Here is a 15,185-nt window from a genome sequence, read left to right on the forward strand (position 1 = left end):
CCGCCCCCACCCGGGGCGGTGGCCGCCCCGCGTCATCCGTCACCGATCGCCGCCCGCAGGCGCCGGAGCCCGTCCCTGGTCCGGGTCTTGACGGTTCCCAGCGGAACCCCGAGGGCCGCCGCGATCTCGCGCTGGGAGTACCCGCCGTAGTAGGCGAGCACCAGCGATTCGCGCTGCACCGCGCTCAGCCCGGCCAGCGCCCGCCGCACCCGCGCCGCGTCGAGCGTCCGCAGCACGCACTCGGCCGCCGACTCCGCCACCGGGCGCTCCGCCCTGACGACCCGTCGCTCGCGCTCCGCCGCGGCCCGCACGGACCTGACCCGGTCGACGGCCCGCCGGTGCGCGATCGTGCCCACCCACCCGGTCACCGACCCGCGCCCGCACCGGTACGACGGCGCCGACCGCCACACCTCGAGCAGCACCTCCTGCGCCACTTCCTCGGCCTGCGCGGGATCCCGCACCACCCGCAACGCGATGCCGTGGACCAGCGGCGCGACCGCTTCGTAGAGCTCGGCGAAGGCACTCCGGTCCCCGCGCGCGACGCGCGCCATCACAGCGCGGAGCTCGTCGACAGCGCGGAGCTCGTCGACCGGCACCGGCGCCGGAGGCGACTGGAGTGTGGCTGCCATGCTCCACACCGTCCCGCCGGGCCACCCTCGTCCGCGACTTGCCTCGTTCCTGCATCGTTTCCACGAGGCCACCGCCCCCGCTCCGCCGAGAGCACCCAATCCGCATCCGCCGCGGCTCCGAACAGGGGGCGTCACGTTCGTCCGTCGCGGCCGGGTCCGTCCCCGCCGATCCCGGGAGGCCCCCTGATGCTGTCCGTGCCACCGTCGGTCCGGTTCGCCGGTCCGTGGACCGAGGGGGTGCCGCGGTGAGCGCCGTGGTGCACCTGTCGGGCCCGGGCCGGCCGGGGCCCGATCTGAAGGAACTGCTGGGGCGGGTCGCGCTGGGCGACCAGAACGCCTTCGGCAAGCTGTACGACGCGGTGGCGGGGCCGGTGCTCGGGCTGGTGCGGCGCGTGCTCCGTGATCCGGCGCAGTCGGAGGAGGTGGCGCAGGAGGTGCTGTTGGAGGTGTGGCGCAAGGCGGCGCACTACCGCCCGGAGCGGGGCGAGGTGATGGCGTGGGTGCTGACCATCGCCCATCGCCGCGCGGTCGACCGGGTGCGCGCCGCGCAGGCGGCCGCCGACCGGGAGCAGCGCATCGCCGCCGCCTCCCACGCGCCGGCCTACGACGAGGTCGCCGAGCAGGTGGAGGGGCGGCTGGAGCGCGAGCAGGTGCGGCGCTGTCTGACGGGGCTCACCGAGGTGCAGCGCGAGTCGCTGACGCTGGCGTACTTCCGGGGCTTCACCTACCCGGAGGTGGCGCAGCTGCTCGGGATCCCGCTGGGGACCGTGAAGACTCGGATGCGCGACGGGCTGATCCGGCTGCGCGACTGCCTGGGGGTGGGGGTATGAGCGCCGCCGACGTGCACACGCTGACCGGCGCGTACGCCGCACACGCCCTCGATCCCGCCGAGTGCGCGGAGTTCGAGCATCATCTGGAGCACTGCCCGGCCTGCGCCCAGGAGGTCGCCGAGTTCACGGCGACGCTGGCGCGGCTCGGGTCGGCGTCGGCCGTGCCGGTGCCGGCCGAGTTCAAGCAGCGGGTGATGTCCGCGCTGGACACGGTGCGTCAGGAGGCCCCCCGCACTGCGCAGTTGCCCGCCGGGACGCGCCGGGGCCGGCTGCGTCGGACGTGGCCGAGGTTCGCCCTGGCGGCCTGCCTGGCGCTGGCCGTGGGCGCGGGCGGCCTGGCGGTGCAGCAGCACCGGGAGGCGGACCGGGCGCGGGCCCGGGCGACGGCGATGCAGCGGCAGCAGGACCGGATCGCCGATCTGCTCACCGCCCCGGACGCCCGCACCACCTCGGGCGCGGTCGCCGGCGGAACCGGCGTGGCGACCGTCGTGTGGTCGCCGAGCGAGGGCGTCGCCGGGTTCCTGGCCTCCGGCATGCCGCCGCTGGCACCGGGCACCACCTACCAGCTGTGGTTCGACGACCGCGGAACCATGCGACCCGCGGGGCTGATGCCCACCGCGAGCGGGGCGCTGCTGCTGAGCGGCCCGTTGGACGGGGCGTCCGGCGTCGGGGTGACCGTGGAGCCGGCCGGCGGCTCGCCGCATCCGACGGGCGCCCCGGTCGTCCTGCTGTCCTTCGCCTGACGGCCCGCTGACGGCTCGTGAGTAGCGCACTGTCCTTCGCCTGACGCCCCGCTGACGGCTCGTGAGAAGCGCGTCATGAGCCGTCAGCGCGGTGGCGTCCGGCGGGGCGGCAGCGGCAGGAAGCCGCTGGTGCGCGCGGCGTACTCGGCCCAGCCGGGTCGCTGCTGTGCCGTCATCTGCTTCTCCAGCAGCGCCTTTCCGCTGCCGAACGCCAGCAGCCAGGTCATCAGCAGCGGGCAGGGCAGGAGCAGCAGCGCGGCCGGGTGGTGGGCGCCGATCAGGTACAGGCCCCACCAGACGCAGGCGTCGCCGAAGTAGTTGGGGTGTCGGGTGTAGCGCCACAGGCCGCGGTCCATGATCCGGCCGCGGTGGGCCGGGTCGGCCTTGAACCGGGCCAACTGGCGGTCGCCGACGCTCTCGAAGAACAGGCCGACGCACCACAGCGCCGTCCCGGTCAGGTCGAGCGGTCCGAGGCCGTCCGGGAGGTACGCGGCGAGTTGGACGGGCAGCGAGACGAACCAGACGATGGCGGCCTGCAGCAGGTAGACCTTCCGCAGGGCGTAGCGGGTGCGGGCGGGCCCTTCGGGGGCGCGGGCGAGCATCCGGGCGTAGCGGGGGTCCTCGCCGGCGCCGCGGGCGCGCCACCCGATGTGCGCGGACAGGCGCAGGCCCCAGACGGCGACCAGGACGGTGACGAGCAGTCGGCGTCCCGGGTCGCCGTCGCCTGCGGACAGCGCGTACCCGGTGCCGGCGACGGCGGTGAAGGCGATTCCCCAGGCGACGTCGACGCCGCGGTGCCGGCCGCTGCGGACGCCCGCCGCGAAGGCGGCGAGGAACACGGCCAGGGTGGCGCCGGCGGTGGCGGCGAGGTTGACGGCGAACGCCCCGGTGTCCACGGCCGCGCTCATCGCACGCTCCCCTCCCGGGTCAGGAGCAGCTGCTGGACGTCGAGGTAGCCGGTGCGGAAACCCGCCTCCGAGTAGGCGAGGTACAGCTCCCACATCCGCCGGAAGACCTCGTCGAAGCCGAGTGCGGCGACCTGCTCGTGCTGCGCGGTGAAGCGCTCGCGCCACAGTCGCAGGGTCTCGGCGTAGTGCGGGCCGTAGGCCTGGGTGGCGGCGAGCCGCAGGCGGGTGTGGCGGTGGGCGGTCTGCTCGATCGCCCGGACGGAGGGGATCTGGCCGCCGGGGAAGACGTACTTGAGGATCCAGGTGTAGGTGTGGCTGCTGGCGAGCATCCGGTCGTGCGGCATGGTGATCGCCTGCAGCGCGGCCCGTCCGCCGGGGGCCAGCACCCGGTCGAGGGTCTGGAAGTACGCCGCCCAGAACGGTCGGCCGACCGCCTCGATCATCTCGACGCTGACCACGGCGTCGTAGCTGCCCTCGGCCGCGCGGTAGTCGCACAGCCGGACCTCGGCGCGGTCGGCGAGGCCGGCGGCGGCGATCCGGCGGCGGGCGAGGGCGAGTTGCTCCGCGGAGAGGGTGAGGCTGACCACCCGGGCGCCGCGCGCGGCGGCGCGCAGGGCGAGTTCGCCCCAGCCGGTGCCGATCTCCAGCAGCCGGGTGCCGGGGCCGACCCGGGCGAGGTCCAGCAGCAGGTCGATCTTGCGGTGCTGCGCCGCGGCGAGCCCGTCCCGGCTCACCACGGGCTGTCCGGCGCCATCGGTCGGGAAGACGGCCGAGGAGTACGTCATGGTCGGGTCGAGGAACAGCGCGAACAGCTCGTTCGACAGGTCGTAGTGCCGGCGGATGTTGCTGCGGGCGTTGGCGGCGGTGGACAGCTCCGCCTCCGGCGGGCGCTGCACGTAGAGCCGCCGCAGCCACTGCGTGCCGGTGGGCACCAGGGTGTCGGGGGCGGTGGCGAGGGCGGTGAGCAGGGCGACCGGGTCGGGGCTGTCCCAGTCGCCGGCCTGGTAGGCCTCGCCGAAGCCGATCAGGCCGCTCTCGCCGACGCGGTGCAGGAACGCCCGCGGGTGGTGCAGCCGCAGCACGGGCGCGCCGGGCGGGGCGGCGCGCAGGACGCGGCCGCCGGGGAGCTCGACGCGCACGCCCCGTCGGGCGGCGACGCGGCGCAGCAGCCGTTCGGCGACGGCGGCCCGCAGGGGGACGTTCGGCACCCGGGCGACGTCCGGCCAGCGCTCGGGGTCGACGACGGGTGTCGGCTGGGCGGACCGGGTGGTCCGGGCGGCCTCGGTGGTCATGCGGAGGGCACCTCTTCCGTGCGGGCGGGCCGGTCGGGACGGGGGTGGACGGGGAGGCCGCGCAGCCACAGGCGGATCCCCTGGTAGCGGATGTGCAGGGCGACGGCCGCGGTGGAGAACGGGTGGCGGACGGCCGCGGCGAGCAGCGCGGTGGCGTTCGCGGGTGTTCCCTCGCCGTGGACGGTGGCGGTGAAGGCCCGCCCGCCGGGGCGTTCCAGGTGGATGGTCAGGTCGAGCCGGTGGCCCGGTTCGGGCAGCGCCATCCGGTAGCGGCCGTCGACGGGGAAGAACGGCGAGACGTGGAACGTCTTGGCGGTCTCGGCCCGGCCCGTGGGTGTCGCGGGGAGCAGGTAGCGGTGCCGGCCGCCGTAGGTGTTGTGCACCTCGGCGACGGTGCACAGCGGCCGGCCGTCCTCGTCGTGGCACCAGTAGACGGTGAGCGGGTTGAACACGTAGCCGAGCGAGCGGGCCTGAGTGAGCATCAGCACCCGGCCCTCGCCGAGCCGCACGCCGTGCCCGGCCAGCCACCGGGCCAGCCCCTGACGGATCGTCAGCTGCGCGTCGACGGCGTCGGTGGCGTGGTCGCGGGCGCGGAACGCGGCCAGCGGGCGCAGCGGCCGGGGCACCGGGGGCATCCGGTCGAGATCGACCAGCCACAGGTAGCCGCGGTGGTGGAAGGCGTGCCGCAGCGGGCGGGTGCGGACGTGCGTGGTGCGGGTGTCGTACAGCACCGCGCCCCACGCGCCCGGCAGGGCGCGGGCACCGGCGGGTCCGGTGCTCACGGCGGGTTCGGTGCTCACGGCGCGCCCACCGCGAGCAGCGAGTGCGCGGCCTGGACGCCGGAGCGGCAGCCGTCCTCGTGGAACCCCCAGCCGTGGTAGGCGCCGGCGAACGCGGTGCGGCCGGTGGCGAGTTCGGGCAGCCGCCGTTGCGCGGCCACCGTCTCGGCGGTGTAGACGGGGTGCTCGTAGACGGTGCGGGAGATCACCGCGTCGGCGGGCACCGGGTCGCGCCGGTCCTCGTTGAGGCTGACCAGGTAGTCCGTCGCGGTATCCAGCCGCAGCAGCCGGTTGAGGTGGTAGCTGACCCGGACCCGGTCGGCGGGGCCGTCGCAGGCGGGCATCCGGTAGTTCCACGACGCGCGCGCCCACGGTGCGGCCGGCAGGACGGTGGCGTCGCGGTGCAGGACGGTCGGGTTCCGCGAGTACCGGAAGGCCCCGAGCACCTGGCGCTCCGCCGTCGTGGCGTCGGCCAGCAGCCGCAGCGCCTGGTCGGCGTGGGTGGCGATCACCACCGCGTCGGCCCGGGTGTCCCGTCCGTCGGCGGTGGCGACGGTGACCCCGTCGGCGTGCCGCCGGACGGCTCGCACGGGGGCGCCGCGGTGGACGGTGGCCAGGCGTTCGGCGATCCGCTCCACGTAGCTGCGCGACCCGCCGACGACCGTCTTCCAGGTCGGCGAACCGGTGACGGAGAGCATGCCGTGGTTGTCCAGGAACGTGAACAGGTAGCGGGCGGGGTAGTCGCCCGCCAGGTCGGGCGCGCACGACCACACCGCGGAGACCACCGGCGTCATGAAGTGGCCGACGAAGTACCGCGTGAACCCCTCCGCCGCCAGGAACTCCCGCAGGCTCGGGTCGCCCACCTCGGGGTCGGCGAGCAGCGCCCTGGCCCGCCGGTGGAACCGCGGCACCTCGGCCAGCATCGCCAGGTACCGGCGGCGCAGCAGCGCCGACGGCCGCGCCAGCAGTCCGGCCGGCCCCCGTGCCCCGGCGTACTCGAGCCCGCAGCCCTCGCAGTGCACCGACATGCTCATCTCGCTGTCCTGCGTCCGCACCCCCAACTCCCGGAACAGGCCCACCAGATGGGGGTACGTCCGCTCGTTGTGCACCAGGAACCCGGTGTCGAGCGCGAGCTCCCGCCCGTCCTCCCCCGGCACCGCCTGCGTGTGCGCGTGCCCGCCCAACCGCCCCTGCGCCTCGAACAGCACCACCTCCACCCCGGCCCGCTGCAACTCGAACGCGGCCGTCAACCCGGCCACCCCGGCCCCCACCACCGCCACCCGCCGCCGTGGCGGCCCGTCCCTCCGCCCCGCCACCGACCCCACGACGACCGGAACCCCAACGGAACTGGACACACCCACGAGCAACCCTCTCCCACCACGACCGCGAGCGGCCGACCACGCCTGACACACCCCATTCGGAGCCACTCCCGCACCGGATTGGCCACGTGTGGGGACCTGGCGGCTCGGTCGAGCCCCAGGCGCTCGGCGACGTGCGGGATCGTGCGGCGATCGGTCCGGAGGTCGTCAACGGCCTACCGGGCGCGGCGGCTTGCACGTGGCGAGCGGCGCGCCCGGTTCGTGCTCTGCTGCCGGTCCGGGTTGCGGCCCGGTCGGGTCAGGGTGCTGCGGGGGCGGTGTCGAGGTCCCGCAGGCGGCGGATCGGACCGGCCAGCAGGACGGCGGGGCAGGCGAATGCGAGGGCGGCGACCAGCCAGAACGCGCCGCGGGTGCCCCAGGCCGATGCCGCGAAGCCGGCGGCGACGGAGCCGAACGGGATCGCGCCCCAGGAGACGAAGCGGACGGTGGCCATGACCCGGGGAAGCAGCTCGGGCGGGGTGACGGCCTGGCGGTGGGTGCGGGTGATGACGCTGGTGACGATGGTGCCCGCGGAGAAGCCGGCGTTGCCGAGGGCGAACAGGATCAGGCCCCAGCCGTGCCACGCCATCGGCATGAGCAGCCCGGCGACCGCGGTGACGGTCGCCGCGAGTCGCAGGGCCGGCCCGTTGCCGAGCCGGTTCACCAGCTTGGTGGCGAGCGCGGCGCCGACGAGGCTGCCCGCGCCCTCGGCGGCGTACAGCACGCCGACCAGTCCGGGCGGGGCTCCGAGCGTGGTGACCAGGAAGACCGGCATCAGGGTGAGGAGGCCGCCGCAGACGAAGTTGATGGCGGTGACCGCGGCCAGCGACGGCCCCATCACCGGGTGGCGTGTGACGTACCGCCAGCCTTCGCGGATCCGGGCCAGCATCGGGCCGTCGGCGCCGCCGCCGGCTTCGTGCTCGCCGCGCGGCAGGGTGCGGAGCAGGACGGCGGACGCCAGGTAGCTGACCGCGTCGACCACCAACGTGGCGGCGGCTCCCAGCAGTTGGACCAGGACACCGCCGAGCGCCGGTCCGCCCGTCTGGTTGGCCGAGTAGGTGCCGGACATCAGGCTGTTGCGGGCCGTCAGCTCACGCTTGTCGACGACGGACGTCAGGAACGAGGAGTTGCCCACGTCGAAGACCACGGTCGCCAGGCCGACCACCAGGGCGACGGCGATCAGGTGCACCAGGTGCAGTGCGCCGAGCCAGGCGGCCACGGGGATGGAGGCGATCGCCAGTGCGCGGACCACGTCCATGGCGACCTGTACCCGGCGCAGCGGCATGCGGTGCACCAGGACGCCGGCCGGTAGGCCGATCAGCAGCCACGCGGCGAACCCGGCGGCGGTGATCCAGCCGACGTCGGTGGCGGTCGCGTGCAGCATCTCGACCGCCACCAGGGGCAGTGCGACGGCGGTGACGGCGTCGCCCGCGCCACTGATCGTGGAGGCGGTCCAGTACCGCCAGAACACCGCGGCGCGGTGTCGTGCGGCGGCGTCGTCGGTCGCCTCGTCGGTGCCCGTCATGGTCGCGTCCACGCGCGTTCCCCCGTGTGTGTCGTCGTGTCATGCGTCGTCGTGTCATGCGTCGTCGTGTCATGCGTCGTCGTGTCATGCGTCGTCGTGCCGTGCGTCGTCGTGCCGTGCAGGGTGGCCCGATGCGCTGCGGTGGGCCCGGTCAGGCCTGCAGGGCGATCAGCCGGTAGAGCGGGTCCGGCCGGGCCTGGTCCTGGCCGGGCAGGTCCTCGAGGCGGCGGCAGAGTTCGGCGACCCGGCCGGGCTCCGCCTGGTTGCACCAGGGAATCCGGCCGGCCCTGATCGTCTTGAGCCAGGCCCGGGGGCTCCGGCCCTGCCCGCGACCGGGGAAGGAGGTCTCGGCGACCTGCTGCAGGCCGTGTCCGGCGGCCCAGGTGGTGATCCGGTCGGTGCTGTCCGACGCCCGGTCCGCGTGTTCGCGGCGCAGCGGTGCCGTGAGGGCGGCCAGGTCGCTGTCGGGGACGAAGTATGCGTCGTCCTTGTCGACCGTGGTCACCAGGCGGCCGCCCGGCGCCAGGCAGCGCCGGGCCTCGGCGAGGACCGCGAGCGGTTCGGCGAGCAGGTGGAGCAGCCAGACCGAGACGACGGCGTCGATGCTGCCGGTGCGGAACGGCAGTCGGGCTCCGTCGCCGAGGACGACCGCTCCCGGCAGGCGCTGTGCTGCGAGGGCGAGCATGCCGCCGGAGCGGTCCACGCCGAGCAGTCGGCGGCCGGGGTGCTGGAGGTGGCGGGTGACGATCCCGGTGCCGCAGCCGAGGTCGAGCACGGTGCCCGGGGTGTCGGGCAGCAGCCGCTGCACCGCCTCGGCGGCCGCCCTGGCCCGCTGTTCTCCGCCGCGGGACTCGTCGTAGGTCCGGGCCTCGTCGTCGTAGTCGATCACGTGCTCCCCGTTCGGGTTCGCGCCGGTGCTGCCGGGCGGCGTCGCTGTTCGCGGTCGCCGCCGATCCTGCCGGGCGGCCTCATCGCCGTCCTGCCACGGTGCCCTGGTAGCTGTCGAGGTGTTCGAGCAGCGCCATGCCGGAGCCGCCGAGTTCGTAGAGCACCCGCACGCCGGCCCGGCGCCGCTGGACGAGGCCGGCGGCCACCAGGGAGGTGAGGTGCTCTGAGACGGTGCTGGTGGCCAGTCCGAGCACGGCGGCGAGCGTGGAGGTGGTGGTGGGGGCGACCAGTCCGCGGACGACTCCGGCGCGGCTGCGGCCGAGCAGGATCTCCAGCCGGTCGCCGTAGGCGGGTTCGCCGGTGCGTCGGGCGGGGGCGCCGTCGCCGATCAGGACGGTCGCTCCCTTGGCCTGGTAGGAGAAGCCGACCTCGCCGTCGGCGCCGGTCGCCACGAGCGAGGCGCCGCGGCCGAAGACCATGGGGACGATGACGACGTGCACGGCGGACGGCATGGCGACCCGGCGGGAGCCGACGTCGATGCGGAGGGCCTCGTTCGTCCAGGTGACCCGTCCGTGGAGTGCGTCGAAGAGCCGCGCGGGGCCTTCGGTGGCCAGGACCCGGGAGCGCAGGAGGATCTCCTCCTCGATCGCGGCGCGCAGCGGGACCGCGTAGGGCGCGAGTGCCAGCTGCCAGTAGCGGGGCACGAGGCGGCTGAACTCCTCGATCCGCGCCTCGGGTTCGTCGTAGAGCGGTTTCAGGCGTTCCGGGATGCCGTTCGGGCACCAGCGGTCGAGCTCGCCGCGGACCCGGGTGCCGGGCGTGGTGCGCAGGGCGGCGAGTCCTTCCTCCAGGTCTTCCTTCGAGGAGCCGGGGACGTTGGCGAGGAAGGACGGCAGGGTGCCGGCGCAGGTCCGGTAGAGCTCGGTGAGCCAGCCGGGGATCTCGATGTCCGAGCCGCCGATCGCGCGGGCGACCGTCCGGCCCCAGCCGGTGTAGGGCCATGGTGCGCCGGCCCGGGCGCCGGCCAGGACCCCGATGCTCCCGTAGGTCTCCCAGAGCCAGCTGCTCGCGATTCGGACGGAGCCGTGGACGGCTTCCGCCATCGGAATCTCAATCAAGTCCATTCCCCCAAAAGGACTCCGCGGGTGTGCTACCCGCTCGCGGCATGGTGGGCATGCCAACCACTCATCCGCAACCACTGTTCACGTCCTGAGACGGTGTGACGCGTGTGGTCCAGTGAGGTTTGGGTGACTTTGGCCGGTGCGGCTCACGAACCTGACGTCTCGTCAGTTCCGTGAGGTGTCAGTGGTGTTCGGAGTTCGATGCAGCGGCGGGCGGCGTCCCGGACGGCCTGCGCCATCGCCTCGCCGGTTCCGGCCGCGACGAGCCGGGCCAGGCCGGCCTCGGTGATCCCGCCGGGGGTGGCCAACCGGGTCCACGGGGCGGGTCCGCCGGGGTCGGCCGCGCGCAGCAGCGCGGCGGCGCTCTCCAGGGCGTCGGCCGCGAAGGCGTGCGCTTCGGGTCCACCGACGCCGTGGCCGCGGGCCGCGCCGGCGATGCCCTCGGCGGCGAGCGCGAGGAAGGCGGCGCCACTGCCCAGGGCGGCGGCGGCGGTGTCCTGGTGGGCTTCGGCGACGGTGACCGTGGCGCCGAGGGTGGCGAGGACGGCCGCCGCCCGGGCCGCGGTGTCCGCGGGCGTGCCGGGCTCGACGGTCACCGCGAGCAGGCCGCCGCGTTCGACGGAGGCCGTGTTGGTGGCGGCGCGGACGCAGTGCATCCGGCGGCCGTCCGGCAGGGCCGGATCGTGCCGGGCGATCTCGGCGCAGCCGAGTCCGGCGACGAAGGAGAGCACCGCGGCACCGGGCGCGAGCCGCGGGACGGTCGCGGCCAGGGCCTCGGCGGCCCGGTCCGGTCGGACCGTCAGGATCAGCACCTCGGCGCCGTCCGCCGCGGCGCCGTTGTCGCTGTCGACCTGGACGGCGTGACGCTCGGTCAGCAGCCTGGCCCCGGCGGGCGTGCCGGTGGTCGCGCGCAGCCGGTCGGCGGGGTGGCCCTGCGCGAGCAGCCGGGCGAGCACCGCCTCGCCCAGGTGGCCGGCGCCGATGACCGCGGTCAGCGGCGCCGGGGCTGCGGTGGCCGCGGTCACCGGGCCGCCTCGCGGACGAGGGGCGAGGACCCGGCGAGCGGCCCGCGGCGCAGGTGGTCCATGGCCGCGTCGAACACCTGGTCCGCGCTCCCGGTCGCGTCGAGCAGGGTGAACGTGGAGTCCCGGTACTCGGGCAGGCCCCGGTAGGCGGCGGCGAACCGTTCGAGGAACTCCGGCGAGTTGGCGTCGGTGTTGCGCGCGAGCACCCGTTCCAGGGCGGCGGCCGGGGGGAGTTCGAGGAGCAGCACCAGGTCGGGGGCGGGCAGGCTCGCGTAGAGCCGGCGCAGCCGGTCGGCGTTGCGGGTCCCGGACACGGCCGCCAGTGCCAGGTGGGTGTAGTAGTACCGGTCGAGCACCATGACGTGGTCGGGCCTGGCCATGTCCTCCGCGAGGTCGGCCATGTCGCGCCACTTCAGCACGGAGGCGAGGAACTGCGCCTCGTCGCGGCCGATCAGCTCGAACCGGTCGCGGTGGCCCCACTCGCGTGCGATGGCGTCGAGGGTGTCGCGGACCGGCGCGAGGTTCTGGTTGGGGTACCAGCGGGCCGACCGGCCTTCCGCCCGCAGGGCTTCGACCATCCTGGCGCCCAGCGTGCTCTTGCCCGAGCCGTCGATGCCCTCGACGACCACGACGACGGCGCGCCTCCCGGTTCCGGGGCCGGTCATCCGGCGGTCCGCAGCAGGCCGAGTTCCATGGCCGACACCAGCTCCTCGCGGACGGCCGGGAGTTCCGTCCCGATCGCGGCGAGCAGTTCCCCGAGTGGCCGGCTGCCGTCGACGGCGCGCAGGAAGGACAGCCAGGGCTCCTCGTCGACCACGTACTCGAGGCTGCCGTCGACGGCGAGGTACCACGTCTCGGTGGCGCCCGGCCGGCAGAGCAGTACGGCCTCGGGGGCGAGTTCGAGCACCAGCCCGGGGTCGAGCGGGACGGCGACGCCGAGGCGCTCCTCGATCCCGGTCCGCTCGGCGTCCCAGTCGGCGACCGGGAGGGAGCGCGGCGCGGGGCCGGCCGGGGTGGCGACCAGCGGCTTGGGCAGGTCGGCCACCATGGCGGCGAGCAGGCCCAGGTTGACCAGCGGGAGGACCAGTTGGACGTCGACGCCGGGCCGGGCGGCCAGGGCGGCGACCGCGGAGCGCAGGCCGTCGGCGTGCAGGTGGTGCCTGGCCTCGTCGGTGGAGAGCGCCCGTTCCACGAGCGCCCCGCCGTCCTGGGCCAGCATCCGGCCGAACATCCGGAAGGTGTGCACGGCGCCGGTTCCGTAGAAGAACGGGCCCTTCTCGCGCTTGACCACCTCGGGGGGCAGGATCCCGTCCATGGCGGTGCGCAGGATCTGCTTGTCCCACAGCAGCGCCGCCCGGCGCTCGGGCGGGATGGCCGCCGACAGTTCGACCAGCCGGTGGTCGAGGAACGGCACCCGGGCCTCGATGCCGCTGCCCGCCGCGGTCCGGTCCTCGTGCCAGCAGTTGTACTGCTGGACCTTGCGGTGCTCGTGCTGCAGGTAGCGGGCGTAGACGTCGGAGAGGTCGGTGGTCAGCGAGGAGTGCAGCGCCGCGTCGCTGAGCAGCTGCTGGGGGATGCGGTCCCACCAGCCGGCCCGGCCGGGTGTCTTGAGCAGGGCGCCGCGGCGCGCCATCTCGCGCAGGCGTTCCTCGTAGACCGCCCAGCCCGCGCCGCCGGCCATCGCGTCGGAGTAGCCGCCGTTGAACTCGTCGCTGGCCGCGCCGAGCAGCATGCCGCGCAGTTCGGGCCTGGCCAGCTTCGCGTAGCGGTGCAGTTCGTGCTTGTAGAACTGCTCGGGCCCGCACTCGGGCGTCTCGGTGAGCCACACCAGGCGCTGCCACTCCTCCGGGTCGGGGACCCGGTCGGCGTCGAACAGCACCTGGTGGTTGGGCAGCCCGAGGTGGGCGGCGACCTGGGCGCCGTGTTCGGCGTCGCCGTTGCGGTAGGTCGCGCCGCTGAGCACCGTGAAGGTGTGCAGGGTCCCGGTGTGCCGGGCGGCCAGCGCCGCCACCGAGGAGGAGTCGATTCCGCCGGAGAGGAAGAGGCCGAGTTCGGTGTCCGCGGTGGCGCACTCGGCGACCGACTCGGCGAAGAGCTCGCCGTACCGGGCGGCGATCTCCCGGTCGCTGCCGGACACGTCCGCCCCGGTGCCCGGGAACTCCCAGTAGCGGTGGGCGGTGGTGCGGCCGTCCCGGAGGTCGATGCGCAGCACCGTCCCGGCGGGCACCACCTCGATGCCCTCGAACCAGCTGGTCGTCCCCTCGTCGAGCAGGTGCGGCGCGGCCGGCATCGAGGGGTGGCTCAGCGCGGCGTCCCAGTCGATCCGGCGCGGTGTCGCCGGGTCGTTGAACAGCGCCTTGATCTCGGATCCGAAGACGATCCGTTCGGCGTTGCGGTGGTAGTAGAGGGGTTTGATGCCGAACCGGTCCCTGGCCAGGATCAGCTGGCCCGCCGCGCGGTCCCAGAGCACCACGGCGAACATGCCGCGGACCTGGTCGAGGAAGTCCAGGCCGTGGCGGCGGTAGAGCGGCAGGAGGACCTCGCAGTCCGAGCTGGTGCGGATGCTGCCGGCCGGGAACCCCGCGGCGAGCTGCCGGTGGTTGTACACCTCGCCGTTGGCGATGAGCACCAGCGTGCCGTCGGGGTCGCTCAGGGGCTGGGCCCCGTCGGCCGGGCCGACCAGCGAGAGGCGGGTGAAGGCGAGTCCCACCGGTCCGCGCCGCAGGAGTTCGCGGTCGTCGGGTCCGCGGTGGGCGATGGTGTCCGCCATCCCGGCGAGCAGGGCATCCGCCGCGGCGGTCAGCTCCGCGCCGTCGATCCGGGCCAGTCCGGCCAGACCACACATCCGCAACCTCGTTTCGTGTCCTTCGGGCGAGCATTCGTGCACTTCGGGTGTGCGCGCGGCGAGCGGGTGACCGTCCTGACGGACGGTCACCCGCCGCACTAGCGCACGTCGTCTCAGACGCGGTTCACCAGAACCGAGCTGGAGTCGACCGGCTTCACGGCCGGCTTGGTGTACTTCTTCATGGGTGATCACCACCTTCCTTTTCGACCCGGATATTTCTCGGGCCTTGGAATGGACCGGCTCTGACGCCAGGTCACGTCGGTGACCATAGACGCCACCTGCCCGCGGCGGCCAAGCCTTTCGGGCTGTTCCGAATGCCCCCGCTTTCCGCCGATCCGCTGCCGGAGCCGCGGTGCGGAGGAATCGAGCGATTCGGCGGCAGCCGAATTCATGGCGAGCACGGGACCGGGCTGGTTAGCCTCGGCGGGTATCCGGACGAAGGTGGTGGACCCATGGCGTCGGACCTGCGGACCTGCCTTCCCGAACTGCGCAGCCGGGGGCTGCTCCCGGAGTGCTGCGTGGCCGTCTACGTCTCCGGCTCGGTCGCCCGCGGGTGGGGCAACGAGGACAGCGACCTGGACATCTACGTGGTCACCGCGGATCCGTGGACCGGCGGCGCCGAGTCGACGGCACCGGTGGTCCTGGAGCCGAACGCGGTGCCCGTCGCTGCCACCCGGGTCGGCCGGATGCGCTGGGAGATCGAGTACTGGACGGAGAGTCAGGCCGACCAGCTGGTCCGGAAGGTGTCCTGGGCCTCCTTCGACCGGCAGCTCGGGGCGGCGGAGCCGGCGGCGGCCCTGCTGCCGTGCGAGCTGAACTTCCTGGAGCGGTTGCCGTACGCGGTGCCGCTCACCGGCGAGGACTGGCTCGCGGCCCGCCGCGCGGACGTCGCCTCCTCGGCGCTGGCCTCGTTCGCCGCCTCGCACCAACTCCAGCAGGCCGAGGCGTTCCTGGAGGACGCCATCGGCCAGCTGAACGCCGCCGACCTCCACAGCTCGGTGCTGTCGGCCAAGATGGCGTTCGGCCACTCCGTCGACGCCCTCCTCGCCTCGCACGGCGAGGTCGGTCGCAGTTGGAAGTGGCGCGCGCGCCGATTCCAGGAGGTCCGCCAGGACGTGCTGGCGTTCGACGAGTACTGGGGTCTGGAGACGATGCGCTCCTACGATCCGGACAATCCGTCGCGATGGGTCGAGGAAGTCGTCCGGACCTGTCGGAAAATCTTCTTCGAGGTGGTCTTCTAGC

General features: G+C 74.4%; 14 protein-coding genes. 3 read left to right on the forward strand and 11 right to left on the reverse strand.

Annotated features, from left to right (window positions below; translation table 11 throughout):
• Window positions 1-32: 32 nt before the first annotated feature.
• Complete coding sequence (locus tag AB0K51_RS04330; protein WP_363450696.1) at window positions 33-551, reverse strand: sigma-70 family RNA polymerase sigma factor; 519 nt, start codon at window positions 549-551, stop codon at window positions 33-35.
• Between the two features lie 323 nt (window positions 552-874).
• On the opposite strand from AB0K51_RS04330, the gene AB0K51_RS04335 reads away from it, so the two are divergent.
• Window positions 875-1,459, forward strand: coding sequence for a sigma-70 family RNA polymerase sigma factor (locus AB0K51_RS04335; RefSeq protein ID WP_363450359.1), 585 nt, complete (start codon window positions 875-877; stop codon window positions 1,457-1,459).
• On the forward strand, window positions 1,456-2,202 hold the full coding sequence (locus tag AB0K51_RS04340) for an anti-sigma factor (RefSeq protein WP_363450361.1): 747 nt from the start codon (window positions 1,456-1,458) through the stop codon (window positions 2,200-2,202). The genes AB0K51_RS04335 and AB0K51_RS04340 overlap by 4 nt, the downstream gene beginning before the upstream one ends.
• Before the next feature lie 83 nt (window positions 2,203-2,285).
• On the opposite strand, the gene AB0K51_RS04345 is transcribed toward AB0K51_RS04340, so the two are convergent.
• The 10 genes from AB0K51_RS04345 to asnB all read right to left on the reverse strand — a co-directional run bounded on the left by AB0K51_RS04345 (window position 2,286) and on the right by asnB (window position 13,943).
• Entirely contained in the window at window positions 2,286-3,110 is an 825-nt protein-coding gene (locus AB0K51_RS04345) for a DUF1295 domain-containing protein (RefSeq protein WP_363450363.1), read from the reverse strand.
• Window positions 3,107-4,402 (reverse strand): class I SAM-dependent methyltransferase, encoded by a 1,296-nt coding sequence (locus AB0K51_RS04350; protein WP_363450366.1) that lies wholly within the window; start codon window positions 4,400-4,402, stop codon window positions 3,107-3,109. The genes AB0K51_RS04345 and AB0K51_RS04350 overlap by 4 nt, the downstream gene beginning before the upstream one ends.
• Window positions 4,399-5,133 (reverse strand): DUF1365 domain-containing protein, encoded by a 735-nt coding sequence (locus AB0K51_RS04355; protein ID WP_363450698.1) that lies wholly within the window; start codon window positions 5,131-5,133, stop codon window positions 4,399-4,401. The genes AB0K51_RS04350 and AB0K51_RS04355 overlap by 4 nt, the downstream gene beginning before the upstream one ends.
• Before the next feature lie 65 nt (window positions 5,134-5,198).
• Window positions 5,199-6,461, reverse strand: coding sequence for an FAD-dependent oxidoreductase (locus AB0K51_RS04360; RefSeq protein ID WP_363450368.1), 1,263 nt, complete (start codon window positions 6,459-6,461; stop codon window positions 5,199-5,201).
• Between the two features lie 337 nt (window positions 6,462-6,798).
• Window positions 6,799-8,064, reverse strand: a complete 1,266-nt coding sequence (locus tag AB0K51_RS04365) for an MFS transporter (RefSeq protein WP_363450370.1) — start codon at window positions 8,062-8,064, stop codon at window positions 6,799-6,801.
• A gap of 151 nt (window positions 8,065-8,215) precedes the next feature.
• Complete coding sequence (locus tag AB0K51_RS04370; RefSeq protein ID WP_363450372.1) at window positions 8,216-8,953, reverse strand: class I SAM-dependent methyltransferase; 738 nt, start codon at window positions 8,951-8,953, stop codon at window positions 8,216-8,218.
• 79 nt (window positions 8,954-9,032) lie between these two features.
• On the reverse strand, window positions 9,033-10,055 hold the full coding sequence (locus AB0K51_RS04375) for a winged helix-turn-helix domain-containing protein (protein WP_363450374.1): 1,023 nt from the start codon (window positions 10,053-10,055) through the stop codon (window positions 9,033-9,035).
• 164 nt (window positions 10,056-10,219) lie between these two features.
• Window positions 10,220-11,098: a pyrroline-5-carboxylate reductase dimerization domain-containing protein gene (locus AB0K51_RS04380; protein WP_363450376.1), complete on the reverse strand. Its 879-nt coding sequence runs from the start codon at window positions 11,096-11,098 to the stop codon at window positions 10,220-10,222.
• Window positions 11,095-11,763: a hypothetical protein gene (locus tag AB0K51_RS04385; RefSeq protein ID WP_363450378.1), complete on the reverse strand. Its 669-nt coding sequence runs from the start codon at window positions 11,761-11,763 to the stop codon at window positions 11,095-11,097. The genes AB0K51_RS04380 and AB0K51_RS04385 overlap by 4 nt, the downstream gene beginning before the upstream one ends.
• A complete protein-coding gene (gene asnB / locus AB0K51_RS04390; protein ID WP_363450380.1) occupies window positions 11,760-13,943 on the reverse strand; it encodes an asparagine synthase (glutamine-hydrolyzing) in 2,184 nt (727 codons plus the stop codon). The genes AB0K51_RS04385 and asnB overlap by 4 nt, the downstream gene beginning before the upstream one ends.
• Before the next feature lie 452 nt (window positions 13,944-14,395).
• Between asnB and AB0K51_RS04395 the strand changes: the two genes are divergently transcribed.
• Window positions 14,396-15,184: a nucleotidyltransferase domain-containing protein gene (locus tag AB0K51_RS04395; protein WP_363450382.1), complete on the forward strand. Its 789-nt coding sequence runs from the start codon at window positions 14,396-14,398 to the stop codon at window positions 15,182-15,184.
• Window position 15,185: the final 1 nt, after the last annotated feature.

It is taken from the genome of Kitasatospora sp. NPDC049285 (genome assembly GCF_040678815.1).
Classification (GTDB): domain Bacteria; phylum Actinomycetota; class Actinomycetes; order Streptomycetales; family Streptomycetaceae; genus Kitasatospora.

Bases quoted from the DNA above. Each gene is read 5' to 3' on its own strand.
- AB0K51_RS04345 (WP_363450363.1), bottom strand. From the start codon at position 3,110: ATGAGCGCGGCCGTGGACACCGGGGCGTTCGCCGTCAACCTCGCCGCC.
- AB0K51_RS04330 (WP_363450696.1), bottom strand. From the start codon at position 551: ATGGCGCGCGTCGCGCGCGGGGACCGGAGTGCCTTCGCCGAGCTCTAC.
- AB0K51_RS04375 (WP_363450374.1), bottom strand. From the start codon at position 10,055: ATGGCGGAAGCCGTCCACGGCTCCGTCCGAATCGCGAGCAGCTGGCTC.
- asnB (WP_363450380.1), bottom strand. From the start codon at position 13,943: ATGTGTGGTCTGGCCGGACTGGCCCGGATCGACGGCGCGGAGCTGACC.
- AB0K51_RS04385 (WP_363450378.1), bottom strand. From the start codon at position 11,763: ATGACCGGCCCCGGAACCGGGAGGCGCGCCGTCGTCGTGGTCGTCGAG.
- AB0K51_RS04395 (WP_363450382.1), top strand. From the start codon at position 14,396: ATGGCGTCGGACCTGCGGACCTGCCTTCCCGAACTGCGCAGCCGGGGG.
- AB0K51_RS04365 (WP_363450370.1), bottom strand. From the start codon at position 8,064: ATGACGGGCACCGACGAGGCGACCGACGACGCCGCCGCACGACACCGC.
- AB0K51_RS04340 (WP_363450361.1), top strand. From the start codon at position 1,456: ATGAGCGCCGCCGACGTGCACACGCTGACCGGCGCGTACGCCGCACAC.
- AB0K51_RS04350 (WP_363450366.1), bottom strand. From the start codon at position 4,402: ATGACCACCGAGGCCGCCCGGACCACCCGGTCCGCCCAGCCGACACCC.